Below are 15220 nucleotides of genomic sequence, written 5' to 3'. Positions count from 1 at the left end.
ATATATAGATCAGCAACAAACGGGTTTCGGATTCATGACACCTCAAAGCCAGAGCAGAGCCACGAATTGGTTGGTTGACGCGGGATTGCGTCCGACACGTCAGCGCATGGCTTTGGCCGAACTGCTGGTCGGCGATGGCCGTCATCGCCACGTCACGGCGGAAAGCCTGTTTGAATCTGCAAAAATGAACGGCGATGCCGTATCCCTTGCGACGGTCTACAACACCCTGCGCGCGTTTTGCGAGGCCGGTGTTTTGCAGGAAATCACGGTGGACGGGTCGAAAAGCTATTTCGACACAAACACTCACGATCACCCCCATTTCTACTGGGAAGACGAGAGCCGCCTGAGCGATGCACCCTCAGACCAACTGGTAATTCAGCGCCTGCCCGAGGCCCCTGACGGGGTAGAGATCGCCTCGGTCGATGTCGTGATCCGATTGCGAAAAAAGTAAACTCACATCAGAGTTCTTTTAGCACCCGCTCCGCTATCGTAATCGGCGCATCCGTGGGTCCTGTGCCATGTCGGGCCAGCACCACGGATTCGGCTGCGATCGGATCCGAGACCGGCAGGCTCAGCAGCGGCATCCCGTCATAGCTGATGTCAGCGGGTGGATTGGCATAGCTGATCGCGACTCCTTCGCTATGGGCCGCAAGGCTGCGCTGAATCTCCAATGAGGCCGCGCGGTGTGCCACCATTGGGCTTTCTCCGATCTGACGAAACAGCCCCAGCACATGCTGCGCGGACAGCCCTTCTTCGGACAGGATCAGCGGGTGGGCGGCCAGATCCCGCAGGGAAACCTGGCTGTTCGCGCCCAGACTGTGGCCCGGCGCCAGAAGTGCGTACGGAGAGCTGGTGAACAGCGTGTGCCGGGTAAAGGTCGCATCCATGCTCAGCCCATAGGTCAGCGCCAGATCGATCCGGCCGTCGATCAGGCCGGAAATCAACCCCTCGAAACTGTCCACCCTGTAGGACACCGCCACATCGGGCATCTCGGCGCGCAACTGCCGTAGGGCGCGAGCCAGCAGAAATGGGGCCAGATCGACAAAGCAACCAAGCCGCAGCCGCGCCTTGCCCGAGCTGCATTCGACGGCGTTTTCCAGCCGCGCGGCGCTGGCCAGCAATACCTCGGCCTTTTCGATGAAACTGCGCCCCTGCGGGGTCAACGCCATGGCTGCACCGCGTCTGCGGGCGAACAGGGGGTGGCCCAGCTGCTCTTCGACACGGGTCAGGGCGTTGGACAGGGCCGGTTGCGAGACGTTCAAGTGCTGCGCGGCGGCGGACAGGCTGCCATGCCGTCCGATGGCGCAGACATATTCGTATTGGCGCAGTGAGATATATAACATGAAATTAAGTGTACCTTTGAAAGATATGACTTGAACAGAGGGCTATCCCATGTGCAGATCACCCAACCCCACGACATGGAGACAGACATGACGCACCCTCTGGTCACGCAAGAGATGATCGACGCCTATCAGCAGGACGGAGTTGTCCTGATCAAAGGGCTGTTCGCCGATCACGTCGAGGCCTTGCGCGATGGCGTTGCCGCGAACATGGCCGAGCCGGGGCCCTATGCGTCAGACAACAAGAAGCAGGGTGAGACCGGCCTGTTCTTTGACGACTATTGCAACTGGTCACGGATTGATCAGTTCCGGGAGGTGATCGAAAACTCTCCGGCGGCTGAGGTCGCGGCGGACCTGATGCAGTCGCAGACCGTGCAGATGTTCCACGATCATGTTCTGGTCAAGGAACCCGGCACGTCGATGGCGACCCCGTGGCATCAGGACGGGCCGTATTATTTTGTCGAGGGGGATCAGACGATCAGCTTCTGGTCGCCGCTGGACCCGGTGAAACAGGCGACGTTGCGTTGCGTGGCAGGATCGCACCGGTGGGAGAAAGAGGTTCTGCCGACCCGCTGGGTCTCGGAAGAGGGATATTTCCCGGACGACGGTCAGTACATCCCTGTTCCCGACCCGGATGCAGAGGGCATGAGGGTCGTGGAGTTCGAGATGGAGCCGGGTGACGCGGTGGCGTTCAACTACCGCACGCTGCACGGCGCCCGTGGCAACCATTCAGACAGCCGCCGCCGGGCGTTTTCACTGCGTCTGGTTGGCGATGATGCGCGGTATGTGGAACGTCCGGGCCGGACATCTCCGCCGTTTCCGGGGCACGACATGACCCCCGGCCAGCGCCTTCGAGAAGATTGGTTCCCGGTGCTGCTGCAGCGCTAGTCGCGGCCTAGAACCACTGGCCCGGTTCGATCAGGCCAAGGTCGAGCAATTGACCAGAAGTCCACTGAAACGGAACCGAGTTTCTCCAGCAGAATGTTGGAATGTCAAAGGTGGACCCGGCATTGCTTTTCAGCGCCTTGGCTGCCCGGAATGAACATACGGCTGCCGTCATGTTGTGATGCCACGGGCAGGAATAGGTGTTGTATTCCGGCTCGTTGAACGTGTGGTCGGGTCTCAGTTCCAGACCCTTGCGGGATTTGAACAGGGCGATCCGGTCGATGCGTCGGCGTTCATAGGGGATGTGATCCTCGAACCGCCAGCGCAGGCCGCCAGACATGTCCAACTGCCGCTCGACCGGATGTCCTTCGGTGTTATGGCGGGTGTGGGCATAATAACCGGTGCTGTCCAGCATCGCATGATCCGGGGCGACGCCGTTTGGAAAGGTGTCCAGGTCATCGGCATAGAGGTCGATGACATGGCTCAGCATCGCGTCACGGCGTTCCTCGGCGTGAAAGGCTAGCAATTCGCCCACCGTGCGGGTCTCGCAAAACGGAAAGAACAGGTACTCGGCGTTGAAGCAGTAGTACATCCAGATGCCTGGGGCGGCCTTTATGACCCTGTTGAGGGTGTCGAATACGACCGCGCCGGGCACGCAGGTTAGAGTGACGCGGTGAATGCGTTCGGACAACTCGGAGTCGAGATCAAAATCCTGCGGCATGAATGCGATCACGGATTTGAACCCAAGGCGCAGATGGTGCCGGATGGTGCTGTCGACCTCGACCATGTCTTCGGAAAAGATCAATGCGACAGGCCCTTTGGCCAAGGCGGATTTGCCTGAGGTCAGAAAAACATCGAGAGAGTCGTATTGCATTACCTGTCCGGTTCCACTTGGCTGGAATCTACGGTCAAAATCGGGTATCCGCCCCGGCATTGCAAGCGGCGTTCGTAAGGTATAGATGACGTCGATCCCGCGAACGCAAAGGCCATACCCATGTCAGAACCCAAAAAGCTGTACATCAAAACCTATGGTTGCCAGATGAACGTCTATGACAGCGAACGCATGTCCGAGACGTTGGGCGGGCAGGGCTACGTGGAAACGCAAAGCCCCGATGACGCGGATATGATTTTGCTCAACACCTGCCATATCCGGGAAAAGGCTGCCGAAAAGGTGTATTCCGAGCTTGGCCGGTTCAAGGGTTTGAAAGCGGAAAAGCCCGATCTGAAGATCGGCGTGGCGGGATGTGTTGCGCAGGCCGAAGGCGAAGAAATCATGCGCCGTCAGCCTTTGGTCGATCTGGTTGTGGGCCCGCAAAGCTACCACCGCCTGCCCGAGATGGAGGCGAAGACCCGCGCCGGCGCCAAGGCGCTGGACACGGACTTCCCCGAGGAAGACAAGTTCGAGAAACTGAAGAACCGTCCCAAGGCCAAGCGTGGCCCGACGGCGTTTCTGACCGTGCAAGAAGGTTGCGACAAGTTCTGCGCCTTCTGCGTGGTGCCCTATACCCGTGGTGCCGAGGTCAGCCGACCGGCTGATCGCATCATTCGTGAGGCCCATGATCTGGTGGAACGCGGCGTGCGTGAGATCACCCTGCTGGGCCAGAATGTGAACGCCTACCACGGCGCAGGTGCGAACGGAGAAATGACGCTGGCCGGTCTGATTTGGGAGTTGAACAAGGTCGACGGTCTGGAGCGTATCCGCTTTACTACCTCACACCCCAACGACATGGCAGACGACCTGATCGAGGCGCACGGCACCTGCGAAAAGTTGATGCCGTACCTGCATTTGCCGGTCCAGTCGGGCTCGGATAAAGTCCTTAAGCGGATGAACCGCAGCCACACTTCTGAAAGCTATCTGCGCCTGATCGAACGTATCCGTGCTGCGCGCCCTGATATCGTGATGTCCGGTGACTTCATCGTAGGTTTCCCCGAAGAGACCGAAGAGGATTTCCAGGCCACCATGGATTTGGTGCAAGAGGTCAAATACGGCTATGCCTATTCCTTTAAATACTCGACCCGCCCCGGAACGCCCGCGGCCGAGCGGCCCCAGGTCGATCCGCAGGCGGCGGATGACCGTTTGCAACGTCTGCAGGCCCTGATAACGCAGCATCAGCGGGAAATCCAGGATGCGATGGTGGGGCGTAGGGTCAGCGTTCTGTTCGAAAAACCCGGTCGCCTGCCCGGGCAAATGGTCGGAAAATCCGAATACCTGCACTCGGTTCATGTGTCTGATGCAGACGTCGCCGTCGGAGAGCTGAGGGATGTTCAGATCACCGGTTCGGGGGCAAATTCGCTGGCGGGGGCATTGATGTGACCTGATCGACTGGTGCTGTCATAAAGCCATAGTCAGCGCGTGTTTCAAATTTTAACCCTTGATTCACTACCGAGAACTATGTTCCGAAACAGGCCAGATTTTTTCAGTGTCCAGCGCTCTGCGCTCCTGAGAATCCAGTTCTGTGCCCGTCCGACTATCGGGTTGGGACGATGGAGGTTACGAGTGGAAATTCAAACATGTTTCTTTGGACCGAGCCGTCGGGTTGTTTTCTCGTCAGCGCTGGTGCTTTCCCTTCTATCCAGCGCGACTGTTGCGGGCAATCTGGAGCAGGGTGTGACTGACCCTCCGGTCGTCAGCCCGAAACGTTTCGGCAGCGATGTCAGCGCCTTCTACCTAGGACTGAGTGGTGGATATGCAACGGGCGGCACGGACCGGTTCGGCCTGACGACCCCGGGCGGTACGTTCGAAATTGGAGATCTCGACCTGAACGGCAACTACGGTGGTGTCCGAGGTGGCTGGCGTGGCGTTCTGCCGGCCATCGGGGGGCGCGACTATGTCTATGGGTTCGAGCTCGGGTATGATTTTGGCACGCTCGATGACGACACCATGACGGATATTGGCAGCGTTGCGATCACTGGATCGTCCGAGGTCTCGGACATCCTATCGATTCGGTTTCGCAATGGTCTGACCAACAGAAGCGGCACGGTTTTGTATTTTGTAACGGTTGGATACGTGCAGGGTGACGTAAAAACCACCAGCAGCTTGACTTCTGGCGCCACGACGCAACCTTTCGAAGAAAGTGATACTCGGAACGGTTTTTCGGCAAGTATCGGTGCAGAGCACAACCTGAGCGAGAACTGGTCGATTACGGGTGAATACGAATACGTGCAGTTCGACTCGCGCCGAGTCGAATTCAGCAATGGTTTTTCGACGAAATCCACACCGCGCTACCGCGGCCTGAGATTTGGGTTGAACTACACGTTTTGACCAAGCTCTGACCTAAAGGCGATATCGCTTGGGCTACTATTCGGCGGTTTTGCCATCCGTTTCGGAAAATTTGAAACTGTGGCTTGCGCCCACCGAGAGTTGTTGTCTACGCTCGGGGGGAAACGCCAAGACAGGAGAACGGATTGGCCATCGGTGCCCTTACCCCACCGCAAGATGACATGCCCCAACGCGAGGCGTTTGTTGAATTCCCTGACAATCGGTTGTTGATTGATTTGTGCGGCGAGTATGACCGCAACCTGACCGAAATCGAACAAAAGCTGTCAGTCCAGATTGTCCGACGCGGCAACCAGTTGGTTGTTATGGGGGATGAGGATTCGCAGAAGCAGGCGATTGAAGTGCTGCAGGCGCTTTACACCCGTCTTGAAGGCGGTCGCGATGTGGAGGCCGCCGACGTGGACCGCGAGCTTCGGATGGGCGGTTCCGAGACAGGAACCGGCAGCCGCGATGGCGACCAGCTTGAGATGTTCAAGGGCGGTACGGTCGAAATCAAAACCCGCAAGAAACTGGTTGAGCCACGCACGGATGCGCAAAAGGCCTATGTCCAGTCGCTGTTCAACAACGAACTGGCCTTTGGAATTGGGCCAGCGGGCACCGGTAAGACCTATCTGGCCGTGGCCGTTGGGGTTTCGATGTTTATCGGCGGGCATGTGGACCGGATCATTCTCAGCCGTCCCGCCGTCGAGGCTGGCGAAAAATTGGGTTATCTGCCGGGTGACATGAAGGACAAGGTCGATCCTTACATGCAGCCGCTCTATGATGCGCTGAATGATTTCCTGCCCGGCAAGCAGCTGGCCAAGCTGATTGAGGAGAAGCGAATCGAAATCGCGCCGCTGGCTTTTATGCGCGGGCGGACGCTAGCCAATGCGTTTGTTGTACTGGATGAGGCGCAAAACGCCACCACCATGCAGATGAAGATGTTTCTGACCCGACTGGGTGAGGGCAGCCGCATGGTGATCACCGGTGACCGGTCTCAGGTCGACCTGCCGCGTGGGGTTCAGTCTGGGTTGGCCGATGCCGAGCGTTTGCTGAATACGATCCCGAATATCAGCTTCAACTATTTCACCTCGAAGGATGTCGTCAGGCACCCGCTTGTCGCCGCCATTATCGAAGCGTATGAGGCCGACTCGGGCCGTGAGACGGGCTAATCGTCCGCAGCCGCAGGCTAGACGTGGTGACATGAACCTTGAACTGACTATTGAAGACGGGCGCTGGCAGGGGCTGGAACCCTTGGCTGCGCGCGCCATTCAGGCCGTACTGGATCATTGCGGTTTGGATGCTGACCTGTGCGAGATCAGCCTGCTGGCCTGTGACGACACCCGGATCGCCGAACTGAATGCAGAGTTTCGGGAAAAGCCTGCGCCGACCAACGTGCTCAGTTGGCCAGCCGAGGAACTGGCCGCTGACCAACCGGGCCAGCCGCCACTGACGCCCGCCACGGATTTCACCGGCGAAATCGCGCTGGGAGATATTGCGATCTCCTACGACACCTGCGCGCGTGAGGCGGCCGAGGTTGGCAAACCCATGGATGATCACGTCACACATCTGATCATTCACGGAACGTTACACTTGCTGGGTTACGATCACGTCCGCGATGCAGACGCCGATTTGATGGAAGCGGTCGAGGTCGATATACTTGGCAAACTGGGTCTTGATGACCCATATAATGCGTAGACGGGCCTTCAGGGCTGATAATTTGGAACGGGATTATGGGCGATACAGACGGCAGTTCTATGGCGGCGCAGAGCGCGCAACCGAAGAACGGCGGTGACAATGTCAAAGAGAAAGCCGGGTTTTTTTCTCGCATAGTGGACGCATTTTCGCCACAGGACGAGGATGAGGTCCACGTAGCAAACGGGCACGAGGCCGACACGGCGCAACCGCGCGGCATGATCAACCTGCGGCGGATGCGGGTCGAAGACGTGGCCATTCCGACTGCCGAAATCATCTCGGTTCCTTCAACCATCACGAAAGACGAACTGGCGCAGGTGTTTCGCGATAGTGGCCTGTCCCGGATACCGGTGTACGAGGGAACGCTGGATACTCCTTTGGGGTTCGTCCACCTAAAGGATTTTGCGCTAACCCACGGCTTTAACGGCAGCGGCGCCGAGTTCGATCTCGTGTCGATGCTGCGGACTTTGCTGTTCGTGCCGCCCTCGATGCCGATTGGCGTGCTGCTGACAAAGATGCAGACAGAACGCCGCCACATGGCGCTGGTGATCGACGAATATGGCGGTGTTGACGGTCTGCTGACCATCGAGGACCTGATCGAGCAGGTGGTTGGTGAGATTGCCGATGAACATGACGCCGATGAAGATCAGCTTTGGGTGCAGGAAAAACCCGGCTGCTACATCGTTCAGGCGCGTGTCCCTCTGGAAGAGTTCGAGGCCGAGATCGGGCGCTCATTGACCAGTCATGAGGACGTGGACGAAGAAGAGATTGATACCTTGGGCGGCCTGGTATTCATGCTGTCGGGCCGTGTGCCTGCACGGGGCGAGGTTGTTCTGCATCCCGAGGGTCCGGAATTCGAGGTGATCGATGCCGACCCGCGCCGAATCAAGCGTTTACGTGTCATGTTGCCGGATCTTGCTGCATGAACCCTGCGCAGGGGTGGCCTTTTGGGCTGAGGTTCGTGTTGTCGGCCCTGCTGGGGGCTTTGGCGGCGTTTGGCCTTGCACCATTTGGGATTTGGGCAGCCACCTTGGTCGCGCTGGTGTTGTTGGCGCCGCTGTTTCTGTCCTCTGAGACGCGGGGGCGGGCCGCTTGGCTGGGCTGGGCCTTTGCCACCGGATACTTCGCGCACGGTCTCAGCTGGATCATCGAGCCGTTTTTCGTAGACGCCAAGCGCCACGCCTGGATGGCACCCTTCGCTTTGATCTTCATGGCAGGCGGACTGGCCCTGTTCTGGGCGCTTGCCTTTTGGGCCGCAAGGAGACCGGGTGAAGGTGCCGTTAGGCAGGCGATTTTCCTTGCCTTGGCAGTGTCTCTGGCGGAATGCGCCCGAGGCTATGTGCTGACCGGGTTCCCTTGGGCCGGTCTGGCGCAGGTTTGGGTCGATACGCCGGTGGTGCAGCTTCTTTCCCTGTTCGGACCATACGGTCTGGGTACTTTGACTCTTTTGGCAACGCTACCCATGGGCGCGGCGCTGGCGCAACGTGGCGGATTTGCGCTGCCACTGGGCCTGTCGATAGGAATCACCTGTCTGGCGCTGGCCTATGCGGCCTCGCGCCCGGCAGTCACCGAGACCGATCACACCGTGCGTTTGATCCAACCCAACGCCCCACAGCATCAGAAATGGGATCCGGACTATGCGCCGTTGTTTTTTGCACGTCAGATCGGGTTCACCGCGGCACAACCCCGGCCGGACCTGATTGTCTGGCCGGAAACGTCTATACCGGCATGGCTGGGTAGTGCACAGCCGTATTTGGCCGCGGTCACGGATGCAGCGCGGGGCGTACCGGTATTTCTGGGTATCCAGCGGGGTGACGGGCCGCGCATCTACAATTCGATGATCTATCTGGACGAGCAGGGACAGCAACAGGGTCTGTATGACAAGCACCACCTTGCGCCGTTCGGAGAATACGTGCCGTTCGGGAACCTGTTGGCACGGTTCGGCATTCACGGGATGGCGACCACCGCTGGCCATGGTTTCAGCTCGGGGCCGGGGGCCGCCTTGATGGATGCGGGAAAGCTGGGCAAGGCGCTGCCGCTGATCTGTTACGAGGCCGTGTTCACGCAAGATGTCCTGTCTGCACCGGGGCGCGCCGATTTTCTGTTGCAAATCACCAATGATGCCTGGTTCGGCACGCGGTCCGGCCCATATCAGCATCTGGCTCAAGCGCAGATGCGCGCGATCGAGCAGGGTCTTCCGATGATGCGCTCGGCCAATACCGGGGTGTCGGCGATGATCGACCCGCTGGGGCATGTTGTGGATTCGCTGGCTTTGGGGCAGGCGGGTTTTGTGGATGCAAAACTGCCGGCGCCGCTGCCCCCCACTGTTTACGCCCGGATCGGCGATATCCCGATCTTTACTCTGCTGGCGGTTTTGTTCGTGCTGCTTTGGTGCAACGTCCAGCGGAAACACGCTTAAATACCGATTGACCCTGTGAAGCAGTAAGCGTATCCCCTCGCTGGCCCGTCACAACGGCTTCCTGGCGTGATGGGGAAATCTCAATGGAGCACTTTCATGTCCCGACAGAACTACACATTTACTTCGGAGTCTGTATCCGAAGGGCACCCGGATAAGGTTTGTGACCGGATTTCCGATGCCGTCCTTGACGCATTTCTAAACGAAGAACCTGAAGCGCGCGTGGCGTGCGAAACCTTTGCCACGACCGACCGAGTGGTGATTGGTGGCGAAGTAGGCCTGTCTGATCAGGAAAAGCTTCACGACTATATGGGCCGCATCGACGAGATCGCGCGCGCCTGTGTCAAGGATATAGGCTACGAGCAGGACAAGTTTCACCACGAAACCGTCGAGGTGACAAACCTGCTGCACGAACAGTCCGCCCATATTGCCCAGGGCGTGGACGCCTCGGATAACAAGGATGAGGGGGCTGGCGATCAGGGCATCATGTTCGGTTACGCTACGACCGAAACTCCAGCGCTGATGCCGGCACCGATCCAGTACTCGCACGCGATTCTGCGTCGTCTGGCCGAAGTGCGTAAGAACGGCACTGAGCCCGCACTGGGCCCGGACGCGAAATCGCAGCTGTCGGTTGTGTACCGCGATGGCAAGCCGGTCGGCGTCAGTTCAATCGTGCTGTCGACCCAGCACCTGGATGAGGCGCTGAGCTCGGACGACATCCGCGCCATCGTCGAACCCTATATCACCGAATCCCTGCCCGCAGGCTGGCTGACCGCAGAAACCGAATGGCACGTGAACCCGACCGGTAAATTCGTGATCGGCGGCCCGGATGGTGACGCGGGTTTGACCGGGCGCAAGATCATCGTCGACACCTACGGCGGTGCCGCGCCTCACGGTGGTGGTGCGTTCTCGGGGAAAGACCCGACCAAGGTGGATCGCTCGGCCGCTTATGCCGCGCGCTATCTGGCCAAGAACGTGGTTGCTGCGGGCATGGCGGAACGCTGCACGATTCAGCTGAGCTATGCGATTGGTGTGTCCAAACCTCTGTCGATCTACGCCGATACGCACGGCACCGGAGAGATTGCGGACGCTCTGATCGAAACGGCCGTCGGGCAGGTGATGGATCTGACCCCGCGCGGTATTCGCGAGCACCTGAAACTGAACAAGCCTATCTACCAGCGCACGGCCGCTTATGGCCACTTCGGGCGTGAACCCGATGCGGATGGCGGATTCAGCTGGGAACGCACTGACTTGGTCGACGCGCTGAAAACAGCAGTCTGATCCAATGCAACACAAAGCGCGCCGATGAAGGCGCGCTTTTCGATTCGGCGCCGGGGTTGCAACGTGACGACCCGCGCAGTATGGGCACCGCCATGAGCACCCAGACACCACAACGCCCCCGCAGAAACTTCTATGGCCGCTTCAAGGGAAAGACCCTGAAGCCCAGCCAAAAGACGTATCTGAACGAAGACCTCGACGCCCTGTCCCCCGGCGCAGTGGACTGGGAGACCAACCCCGAACGCCATCCGCTGGACCTGCAGGCGCTGTTCGGCGGCAAGGGGGTTTGGCTTGAGGTCGGTTTCGGCGGCGGTGAGCATCTGGTACATCAGGCCGCCAGCAACCCCGATATTGGGATCATCGGGGCCGAGCCCTATATCAACGGCGTCGCCATGCTGCTGGGCAAAATTCGTCAGGCCGGCGTGGAAAACCTCGCAGTGCACCCCGGCGATGCACGCGATCTGTTCGACGTGCTACCCGAAGCCAGCGTCTCGCGTGCCTTTTTGCTGTACCCCGACCCCTGGCCCAAAACACGCCACCACCGCCGCCGTTTTGTCACGCCTGAACATCTGGAACCGCTGGCCCGCGTGCTGAAGCCGGGGTCAATCTTCCGCGTGGCAACTGACATCCCTGATTATGTGCGCCAGACACTGGAGGAAGTTCCTCGCGCAGGGTTTGAGTGGCTGGCTGAACGCCCCGCAGACTGGCGCGAACCGTGGGAGGACTGGATTTCCACCCGCTATGAGCAGAAAGCCCTGCGTGAAGGCCGCACACCGCATTACCTTACGTTCCGCAAAACCTGACCGCTACGGCGCGGGATCGCGCAGGCTTGGGAAGGCGCGACCTTTGGCAAACCAAGCCAGCCCGAATGCCCAAAGCGCGATGGTCTCTACAAAAAAAGTCAGGTTATGGGATTTCCATCCCGTCTGGGCGCCTTCACCGGAAAAGGCGACGATACCCAGAGTCAGAACACACAAGAGGATCGTGATGCCGCACAACGAATACAGAGTATTGCGTCGCTTTTTCGTCTGGATCATTTGCCCGTGTCTTAAGTGACGCTCCGGAACCACGCGGCGTAAAACCAAAAGGCAATAAAGGCCAAGATAGACAAACAGGATGCCCGCAGCCCAGGAATGTAAGTGCGGAGCTCCCGAAAACAGAGTGAAGAATGCTTCCGGTTCGGGGTCCGACAGGACGGGCGGCGGCGTTTGATTCACATCGGCAAAAATCCGAGACTTAAAGCTGACGGGTTCTTCGCAGCCAGACCCGCTTGTTGGGAAAATCGCAACAAAACCAGCACCTATTCCGGCGATGAATGATCCAAGGTCCTCAAGCCAGTGGTCTCCGGTATAGGCGATTAGGAAACCGCCGATAAAAACCAAAAACCCGACGAATATAGTCCCAAGGAATTGGGCATAGTAAAAATGGCTGATGCTGTCACGAAAACAGCTGCCACCAAACACTGCGCCGCTGGCAAGAATGATCGGCAGACCAAAGGCTACGAGGCCGACCAGAAAGGCCAGGCGCATCTGCAGAACGCTGTCTGTTTTTAGTGGATCTTTGGGCTGAAAGAACTTGTCCGTTCCGTTGGAAAGCATGGATTGAAGCTGTGACATGGAAAAAACCTCGGACATTGATTTATGAGCAACAAAAATGAACTCGTCCTGAGTTTGACCATTGTAGCCCAGAAATCCCTGATCGCCCAAACCTCGCACCCTTTGGCGGTCGTATTGCGGCTGGACCAAGCGGCCCCAATTCGCTAATCGGCTTGAGCACTGATAGCGAAAACAGGAGCCCCCATGTCCGGACACGGCACGCCAATCCCGATGACCTCGCATCCCTGCGGCCCGCTGACCGGCACGGCAGAGGTGCCCGGCGACAAGTCGATCTCGCACCGATCGCTGATCCTTGGCGCGATGGCGGTGGGTGAAACCAAAATCTCGGGCCTGCTTGAGGGCGAGGATGTTCTGGACACCGCCAAGGCGATGCGCGCCTTTGGGGCCGAGGTGACGGACTACGGTGGTGGTGAATGGACCGTGCATGGTGTCGGCGTCGGTGGTTTTGCCGAGCCGGATCAGGTGATCGACTGCGGCAACTCGGGCACCGGAGTGCGACTTATAATGGGGGCAATGGCGACCTCGCCCATCACCGCGACCTTTACCGGCGATGCGAGCCTCAACAAACGCCCGATGGCGCGGGTCACCGATCCGTTGGCGCTGTTTGGTACGCAGTCGATTGGCCGTGCCGGTGGGCGTCTGCCGATGACGATCGTGGGTGCGGCGGAACCCGTGCCGGTCCGCTACGAAGTCCCAGTACCGTCGGCGCAAGTGAAATCCGCCGTGCTGCTGGCTGGCCTGAACGCGCCCGGTAAGACCGTGGTGGTTGAGAAGGAGGCCACCCGTGACCATTCGGAGCGGATGCTGGCAGGGTTTGGCGCCGAAATCACCGTCGAGGATACCGATGAGGGGCGGGTGATCACTCTGACCGGCCGCCCCGAGCTAAAACCGCAGGTCATCGCCGTGCCGCGCGACCCGTCCAGTGCGGCCTTCCCGGTCTGTGCGGCGCTGATCACGCCCGGTTCGGATGTGTTGGTGCCCGGCATTGGCTTGAACCCGACTCGCGCGGGCCTGTTCACCACTCTGCGCGAGATGGGGGCCGATCTGACCTATGAGAACGAACGCGAAGAGGGCGGTGAACCTGTCGCCGATCTGCGCGCCAAGTACTCGCCCAACATGAAGGGTATCAACGTACCACCGGAACGTGCGGCCTCGATGATCGACGAATACCCGGTTCTGTCCGTTGTGGCCGCAAATGCGACCGGCACCACGATGATGGGCGGTGTGAAAGAACTGCGCGTCAAGGAAAGCGATCGGATCGACGCCATGGCCCGTGGTCTGCGTGCCAACGGCGTGACCGTTGACGAGGGCGAGGAATGGTGGTCGGTCGAAGGGGTGGGCATCGGCAATGTCCCCGGCGGTGGCACTTGCGAGAGCTTTCTGGACCACCGCATCGCCATGTCGTTCATGGTGATGGGCATGGGCGCGAAGACCCCGGTCTCGGTCGATGACGGCGGCCCGATTGCGACCTCGTTCCCGATATTCGAGCCTTTGATGGCATCCCTGGGTGCCACGGTCGAACGAACATGAGCTTTACGGTCGCCATTGATGGTCCTGCGGCGGCGGGCAAGGGCACGATCTCGAAAGGGGTCGCGGCACATTTCGGTTTCGCGCATCTGGATACCGGGTTGCTTTACCGTGCGGTTGGGCGTCGCACTCTGGACGGCACTGATCCTGTCGAGGCCGCGCAGGAGCTTACGGCTGAGGAACTGGAACAGGGTGATCTGCGCACGGTTGAGATTGCACAGGCGGCGTCGAAAGTGGCTGTGATCCCCGAGGTTCGCGCTGCACTGGTGGACTTCCAGCGTGCTTTTGCGCGTCGTGCCGGGGGGAGCGTGCTGGACGGGCGCGATATCGGGACGGTGATCTGCCCCGAGGCCGAGGTAAAGCTGTTCGTCACCGCCAGCGCCGAGGTCCGGGCCGAGCGGCGTTTTCTGGAGCTAAGCGCCAAAGGTTCGGATGTCACTCGCGAACAGGTGCTGGCTGATGTGCGCGAACGCGATGCGCGGGATGCCGAACGCAGCACCGCGCCGATGAAACCTGCCGACGATGCCATTCTGCTGGACACGTCCGACATGAGTATCGACGCGGCGCTGGCTCGGGCAGCGGCGGTCATCGAACAGAAAAAGCCCGCGACACCGTAACGCCGCAGGCTTTCGGGATTACAATTCACCGACGGCGATGCTTTTGATATTCGCCCACTGATTGTCAGCGGTTTTTGCCGTGGCTGTCACGTCCTTGAGGAAGGCCGCGCGGGTTTCGGCGTTCAGGAATAGGTACAGCTTGCCATCCGAGACCAGATATTGATCCGGATCGCCGTCAAACTTCTTGCCCACCGAAACGCCGAACGAACAGAACCCGCCGTGCTGCGGCAGGTAGGCGGTGGGATTGGCCTCGAACGCTGCCAGATTTTCGGCTGAAGTGAAGTAGTAGGACGCGCCATCATAGGTGGCCGAATGGGTGGCGAAACCGTCGACCGGATTGCCATCATTGACCAGTGCGACCAGATCGACACCATGCGCCGCCAGCGGAGCGCCCGCAGCCGAAATTCCGTTCGAGACGTTGATTTCATCCGCCGCAAAGGCTGGGGCAGCGATCAGGGGCAGGGTTGCGATGAGGGTTGTCAGAACCAGAGACTTCATTGGTGTTTCCTTTCCTGTTCAGGTTTGGATCAGCCGGGTGGCCAACCGCTGAAACATAGGTAGAGGGGCGGTTCTGAACGGGCTATCGCAGC

At 59.4% G+C, this 15220-nt stretch carries 17 protein-coding genes and 1 riboswitch; of the genes, 13 read left to right on the top strand and 4 right to left on the bottom strand.

Annotated features, from left to right (window positions below):
- Nucleotides 1-34: 34 nt before the first annotated feature.
- A complete protein-coding gene (gene irrA / locus AC2FEE_RS13925; RefSeq protein ID WP_496865922.1) occupies nt 35-451 on the top strand; it encodes an iron response transcriptional regulator IrrA in 417 nt (138 codons plus the stop codon).
- A gap of 7 nt (nt 452-458) precedes the next feature.
- Here the strand turns inward: irrA and AC2FEE_RS13920 are convergent, their stop codons facing one another.
- Nucleotides 459-1343 (bottom strand): LysR family transcriptional regulator, encoded by an 885-nt coding sequence (locus AC2FEE_RS13920; protein ID WP_496865921.1) that lies wholly within the window; start codon nt 1341-1343, stop codon nt 459-461.
- Between the two features lie 87 nt (nt 1344-1430).
- On the opposite strand from AC2FEE_RS13920, the gene AC2FEE_RS13915 reads away from it, so the two are divergent.
- On the top strand, nt 1431-2228 hold the full coding sequence (locus AC2FEE_RS13915) for a phytanoyl-CoA dioxygenase family protein (RefSeq protein WP_496865920.1): 798 nt from the start codon (nt 1431-1433) through the stop codon (nt 2226-2228).
- Nucleotides 2229-2235: 7 nt separating this feature from the next.
- Here AC2FEE_RS13915 and AC2FEE_RS13910 read toward each other — a convergent pair whose 3' ends face one another.
- On the bottom strand, nt 2236-3099 hold the full coding sequence (locus tag AC2FEE_RS13910; protein WP_496865919.1) for a hypothetical protein: 864 nt from the start codon (nt 3097-3099) through the stop codon (nt 2236-2238).
- Between the two features lie 120 nt (nt 3100-3219).
- Between AC2FEE_RS13910 and miaB the strand changes: the two genes are divergently transcribed.
- The 8 genes from miaB to trmB all read left to right on the top strand — a co-directional run bounded on the left by miaB (nt 3220) and on the right by trmB (nt 11673).
- Nucleotides 3220-4539: a tRNA (N6-isopentenyl adenosine(37)-C2)-methylthiotransferase MiaB gene (gene miaB, locus AC2FEE_RS13905; protein ID WP_496865918.1), complete on the top strand. Its 1320-nt coding sequence runs from the start codon at nt 3220-3222 to the stop codon at nt 4537-4539.
- A 243-nt stretch (nt 4540-4782) separates the two neighbouring features.
- Nucleotides 4783-5487 carry an outer membrane protein gene (locus AC2FEE_RS13900; protein ID WP_496865917.1) on the top strand — a complete coding sequence of 235 codons (705 nt, stop codon included), beginning with the start codon at nt 4783-4785 and terminating at the stop codon, nt 5485-5487.
- A 143-nt stretch (nt 5488-5630) separates the two neighbouring features.
- A complete protein-coding gene (locus AC2FEE_RS13895) occupies nt 5631-6653 on the top strand; it encodes a PhoH family protein (protein ID WP_496865916.1) in 1023 nt (340 codons plus the stop codon).
- 31 nt (nt 6654-6684) lie between these two features.
- A complete protein-coding gene (gene ybeY / locus AC2FEE_RS13890) occupies nt 6685-7179 on the top strand; it encodes an rRNA maturation RNase YbeY (RefSeq protein WP_496865915.1) in 495 nt (164 codons plus the stop codon).
- A 35-nt stretch (nt 7180-7214) separates the two neighbouring features.
- Nucleotides 7215-8102 (top strand): hemolysin family protein, encoded by an 888-nt coding sequence (locus AC2FEE_RS13885; RefSeq protein WP_496865914.1) that lies wholly within the window; start codon nt 7215-7217, stop codon nt 8100-8102.
- Nucleotides 8099-9595, top strand: a complete 1497-nt coding sequence (gene lnt, locus AC2FEE_RS13880) for an apolipoprotein N-acyltransferase (RefSeq protein ID WP_496865913.1) — start codon at nt 8099-8101, stop codon at nt 9593-9595. Before AC2FEE_RS13885 ends, lnt begins: the two co-directional genes overlap by 4 nt.
- Nucleotides 9596-9637: 42 nt before the next feature.
- Nucleotides 9638-9686, top strand: a riboswitch (SAM-SAH riboswitch).
- A 5-nt stretch (nt 9687-9691) separates the two neighbouring features.
- The gene (gene metK / locus AC2FEE_RS13875) at nt 9692-10873 is read left to right on the top strand and encodes a methionine adenosyltransferase (RefSeq protein ID WP_496865912.1); all 1182 of its coding nucleotides are present in this window, start codon (nt 9692-9694) and stop codon (nt 10871-10873) included.
- 92 nt (nt 10874-10965) lie between these two features.
- Nucleotides 10966-11673: a tRNA (guanine(46)-N(7))-methyltransferase TrmB gene (gene trmB / locus AC2FEE_RS13870; protein WP_496865911.1), complete on the top strand. Its 708-nt coding sequence runs from the start codon at nt 10966-10968 to the stop codon at nt 11671-11673.
- Between the two features lie 3 nt (nt 11674-11676).
- On the opposite strand, the gene AC2FEE_RS13865 is transcribed toward trmB, so the two are convergent.
- Nucleotides 11677-12486: a hypothetical protein gene (locus tag AC2FEE_RS13865; protein WP_496865910.1), complete on the bottom strand. Its 810-nt coding sequence runs from the start codon at nt 12484-12486 to the stop codon at nt 11677-11679.
- Between the two features lie 24 nt (nt 12487-12510).
- Between AC2FEE_RS13865 and AC2FEE_RS13860 the strand changes: the two genes are divergently transcribed.
- From AC2FEE_RS13860 to AC2FEE_RS13850, 3 genes are read left to right on the top strand one after another with little or no spacing between them, the layout of a single operon-like run.
- Nucleotides 12511-12633 (top strand): hypothetical protein, encoded by a 123-nt coding sequence (locus AC2FEE_RS13860; RefSeq protein WP_496865909.1) that lies wholly within the window; start codon nt 12511-12513, stop codon nt 12631-12633.
- A gap of 36 nt (nt 12634-12669) precedes the next feature.
- Nucleotides 12670-14016 carry a 3-phosphoshikimate 1-carboxyvinyltransferase gene (gene aroA / locus AC2FEE_RS13855; protein ID WP_496865908.1) on the top strand — a complete coding sequence of 449 codons (1347 nt, stop codon included), beginning with the start codon at nt 12670-12672 and terminating at the stop codon, nt 14014-14016.
- The gene (locus tag AC2FEE_RS13850; protein WP_496865907.1) at nt 14013-14630 is read left to right on the top strand and encodes a (d)CMP kinase; all 618 of its coding nucleotides are present in this window, start codon (nt 14013-14015) and stop codon (nt 14628-14630) included. Before aroA ends, AC2FEE_RS13850 begins: the two co-directional genes overlap by 4 nt.
- 18 nt (nt 14631-14648) lie before the next feature.
- On the opposite strand, the gene AC2FEE_RS13845 is transcribed toward AC2FEE_RS13850, so the two are convergent.
- Nucleotides 14649-15128, bottom strand: coding sequence for a YHS domain-containing (seleno)protein (locus tag AC2FEE_RS13845; RefSeq protein ID WP_496865906.1), 480 nt, complete (start codon nt 15126-15128; stop codon nt 14649-14651).
- Nucleotides 15129-15220 lie beyond the last annotated feature (92 nt).

Source organism: Ruegeria sp. YTSC199 (genome assembly GCF_059609725.1).
This window is presented reverse-complemented; position numbering and strand designations above follow the sequence as displayed.

Excerpts from the sequence above, each read along its gene's own strand:
- irrA (WP_496865922.1), top strand. The coding sequence starts at position 35 with ATGACACCTCAAAGCCAGAGCAGAGCCACGAATTGGTTGGTTGACGCG.
- AC2FEE_RS13920 (WP_496865921.1), bottom strand. The coding sequence starts at position 1,343 with ATGTTATATATCTCACTGCGCCAATACGAATATGTCTGCGCCATCGGA.
- AC2FEE_RS13915 (WP_496865920.1), top strand. The coding sequence starts at position 1,431 with ATGACGCACCCTCTGGTCACGCAAGAGATGATCGACGCCTATCAGCAG.
- AC2FEE_RS13910 (WP_496865919.1), bottom strand. The coding sequence starts at position 3,099 with ATGCAATACGACTCTCTCGATGTTTTTCTGACCTCAGGCAAATCCGCC.
- miaB (WP_496865918.1), top strand. The coding sequence starts at position 3,220 with ATGTCAGAACCCAAAAAGCTGTACATCAAAACCTATGGTTGCCAGATG.
- ybeY (WP_496865915.1), top strand. The coding sequence starts at position 6,685 with ATGAACCTTGAACTGACTATTGAAGACGGGCGCTGGCAGGGGCTGGAA.
- AC2FEE_RS13885 (WP_496865914.1), top strand. The coding sequence starts at position 7,215 with ATGGGCGATACAGACGGCAGTTCTATGGCGGCGCAGAGCGCGCAACCG.
- lnt (WP_496865913.1), top strand. The coding sequence starts at position 8,099 with ATGAACCCTGCGCAGGGGTGGCCTTTTGGGCTGAGGTTCGTGTTGTCG.
- metK (WP_496865912.1), top strand. The coding sequence starts at position 9,692 with ATGTCCCGACAGAACTACACATTTACTTCGGAGTCTGTATCCGAAGGG.
- trmB (WP_496865911.1), top strand. The coding sequence starts at position 10,966 with ATGAGCACCCAGACACCACAACGCCCCCGCAGAAACTTCTATGGCCGC.
- AC2FEE_RS13865 (WP_496865910.1), bottom strand. The coding sequence starts at position 12,486 with ATGTCACAGCTTCAATCCATGCTTTCCAACGGAACGGACAAGTTCTTT.
- AC2FEE_RS13860 (WP_496865909.1), top strand. The coding sequence starts at position 12,511 with ATGAGCAACAAAAATGAACTCGTCCTGAGTTTGACCATTGTAGCCCAG.
- aroA (WP_496865908.1), top strand. The coding sequence starts at position 12,670 with ATGTCCGGACACGGCACGCCAATCCCGATGACCTCGCATCCCTGCGGC.
- AC2FEE_RS13850 (WP_496865907.1), top strand. The coding sequence starts at position 14,013 with ATGAGCTTTACGGTCGCCATTGATGGTCCTGCGGCGGCGGGCAAGGGC.
- AC2FEE_RS13845 (WP_496865906.1), bottom strand. The coding sequence starts at position 15,128 with ATGAAGTCTCTGGTTCTGACAACCCTCATCGCAACCCTGCCCCTGATC.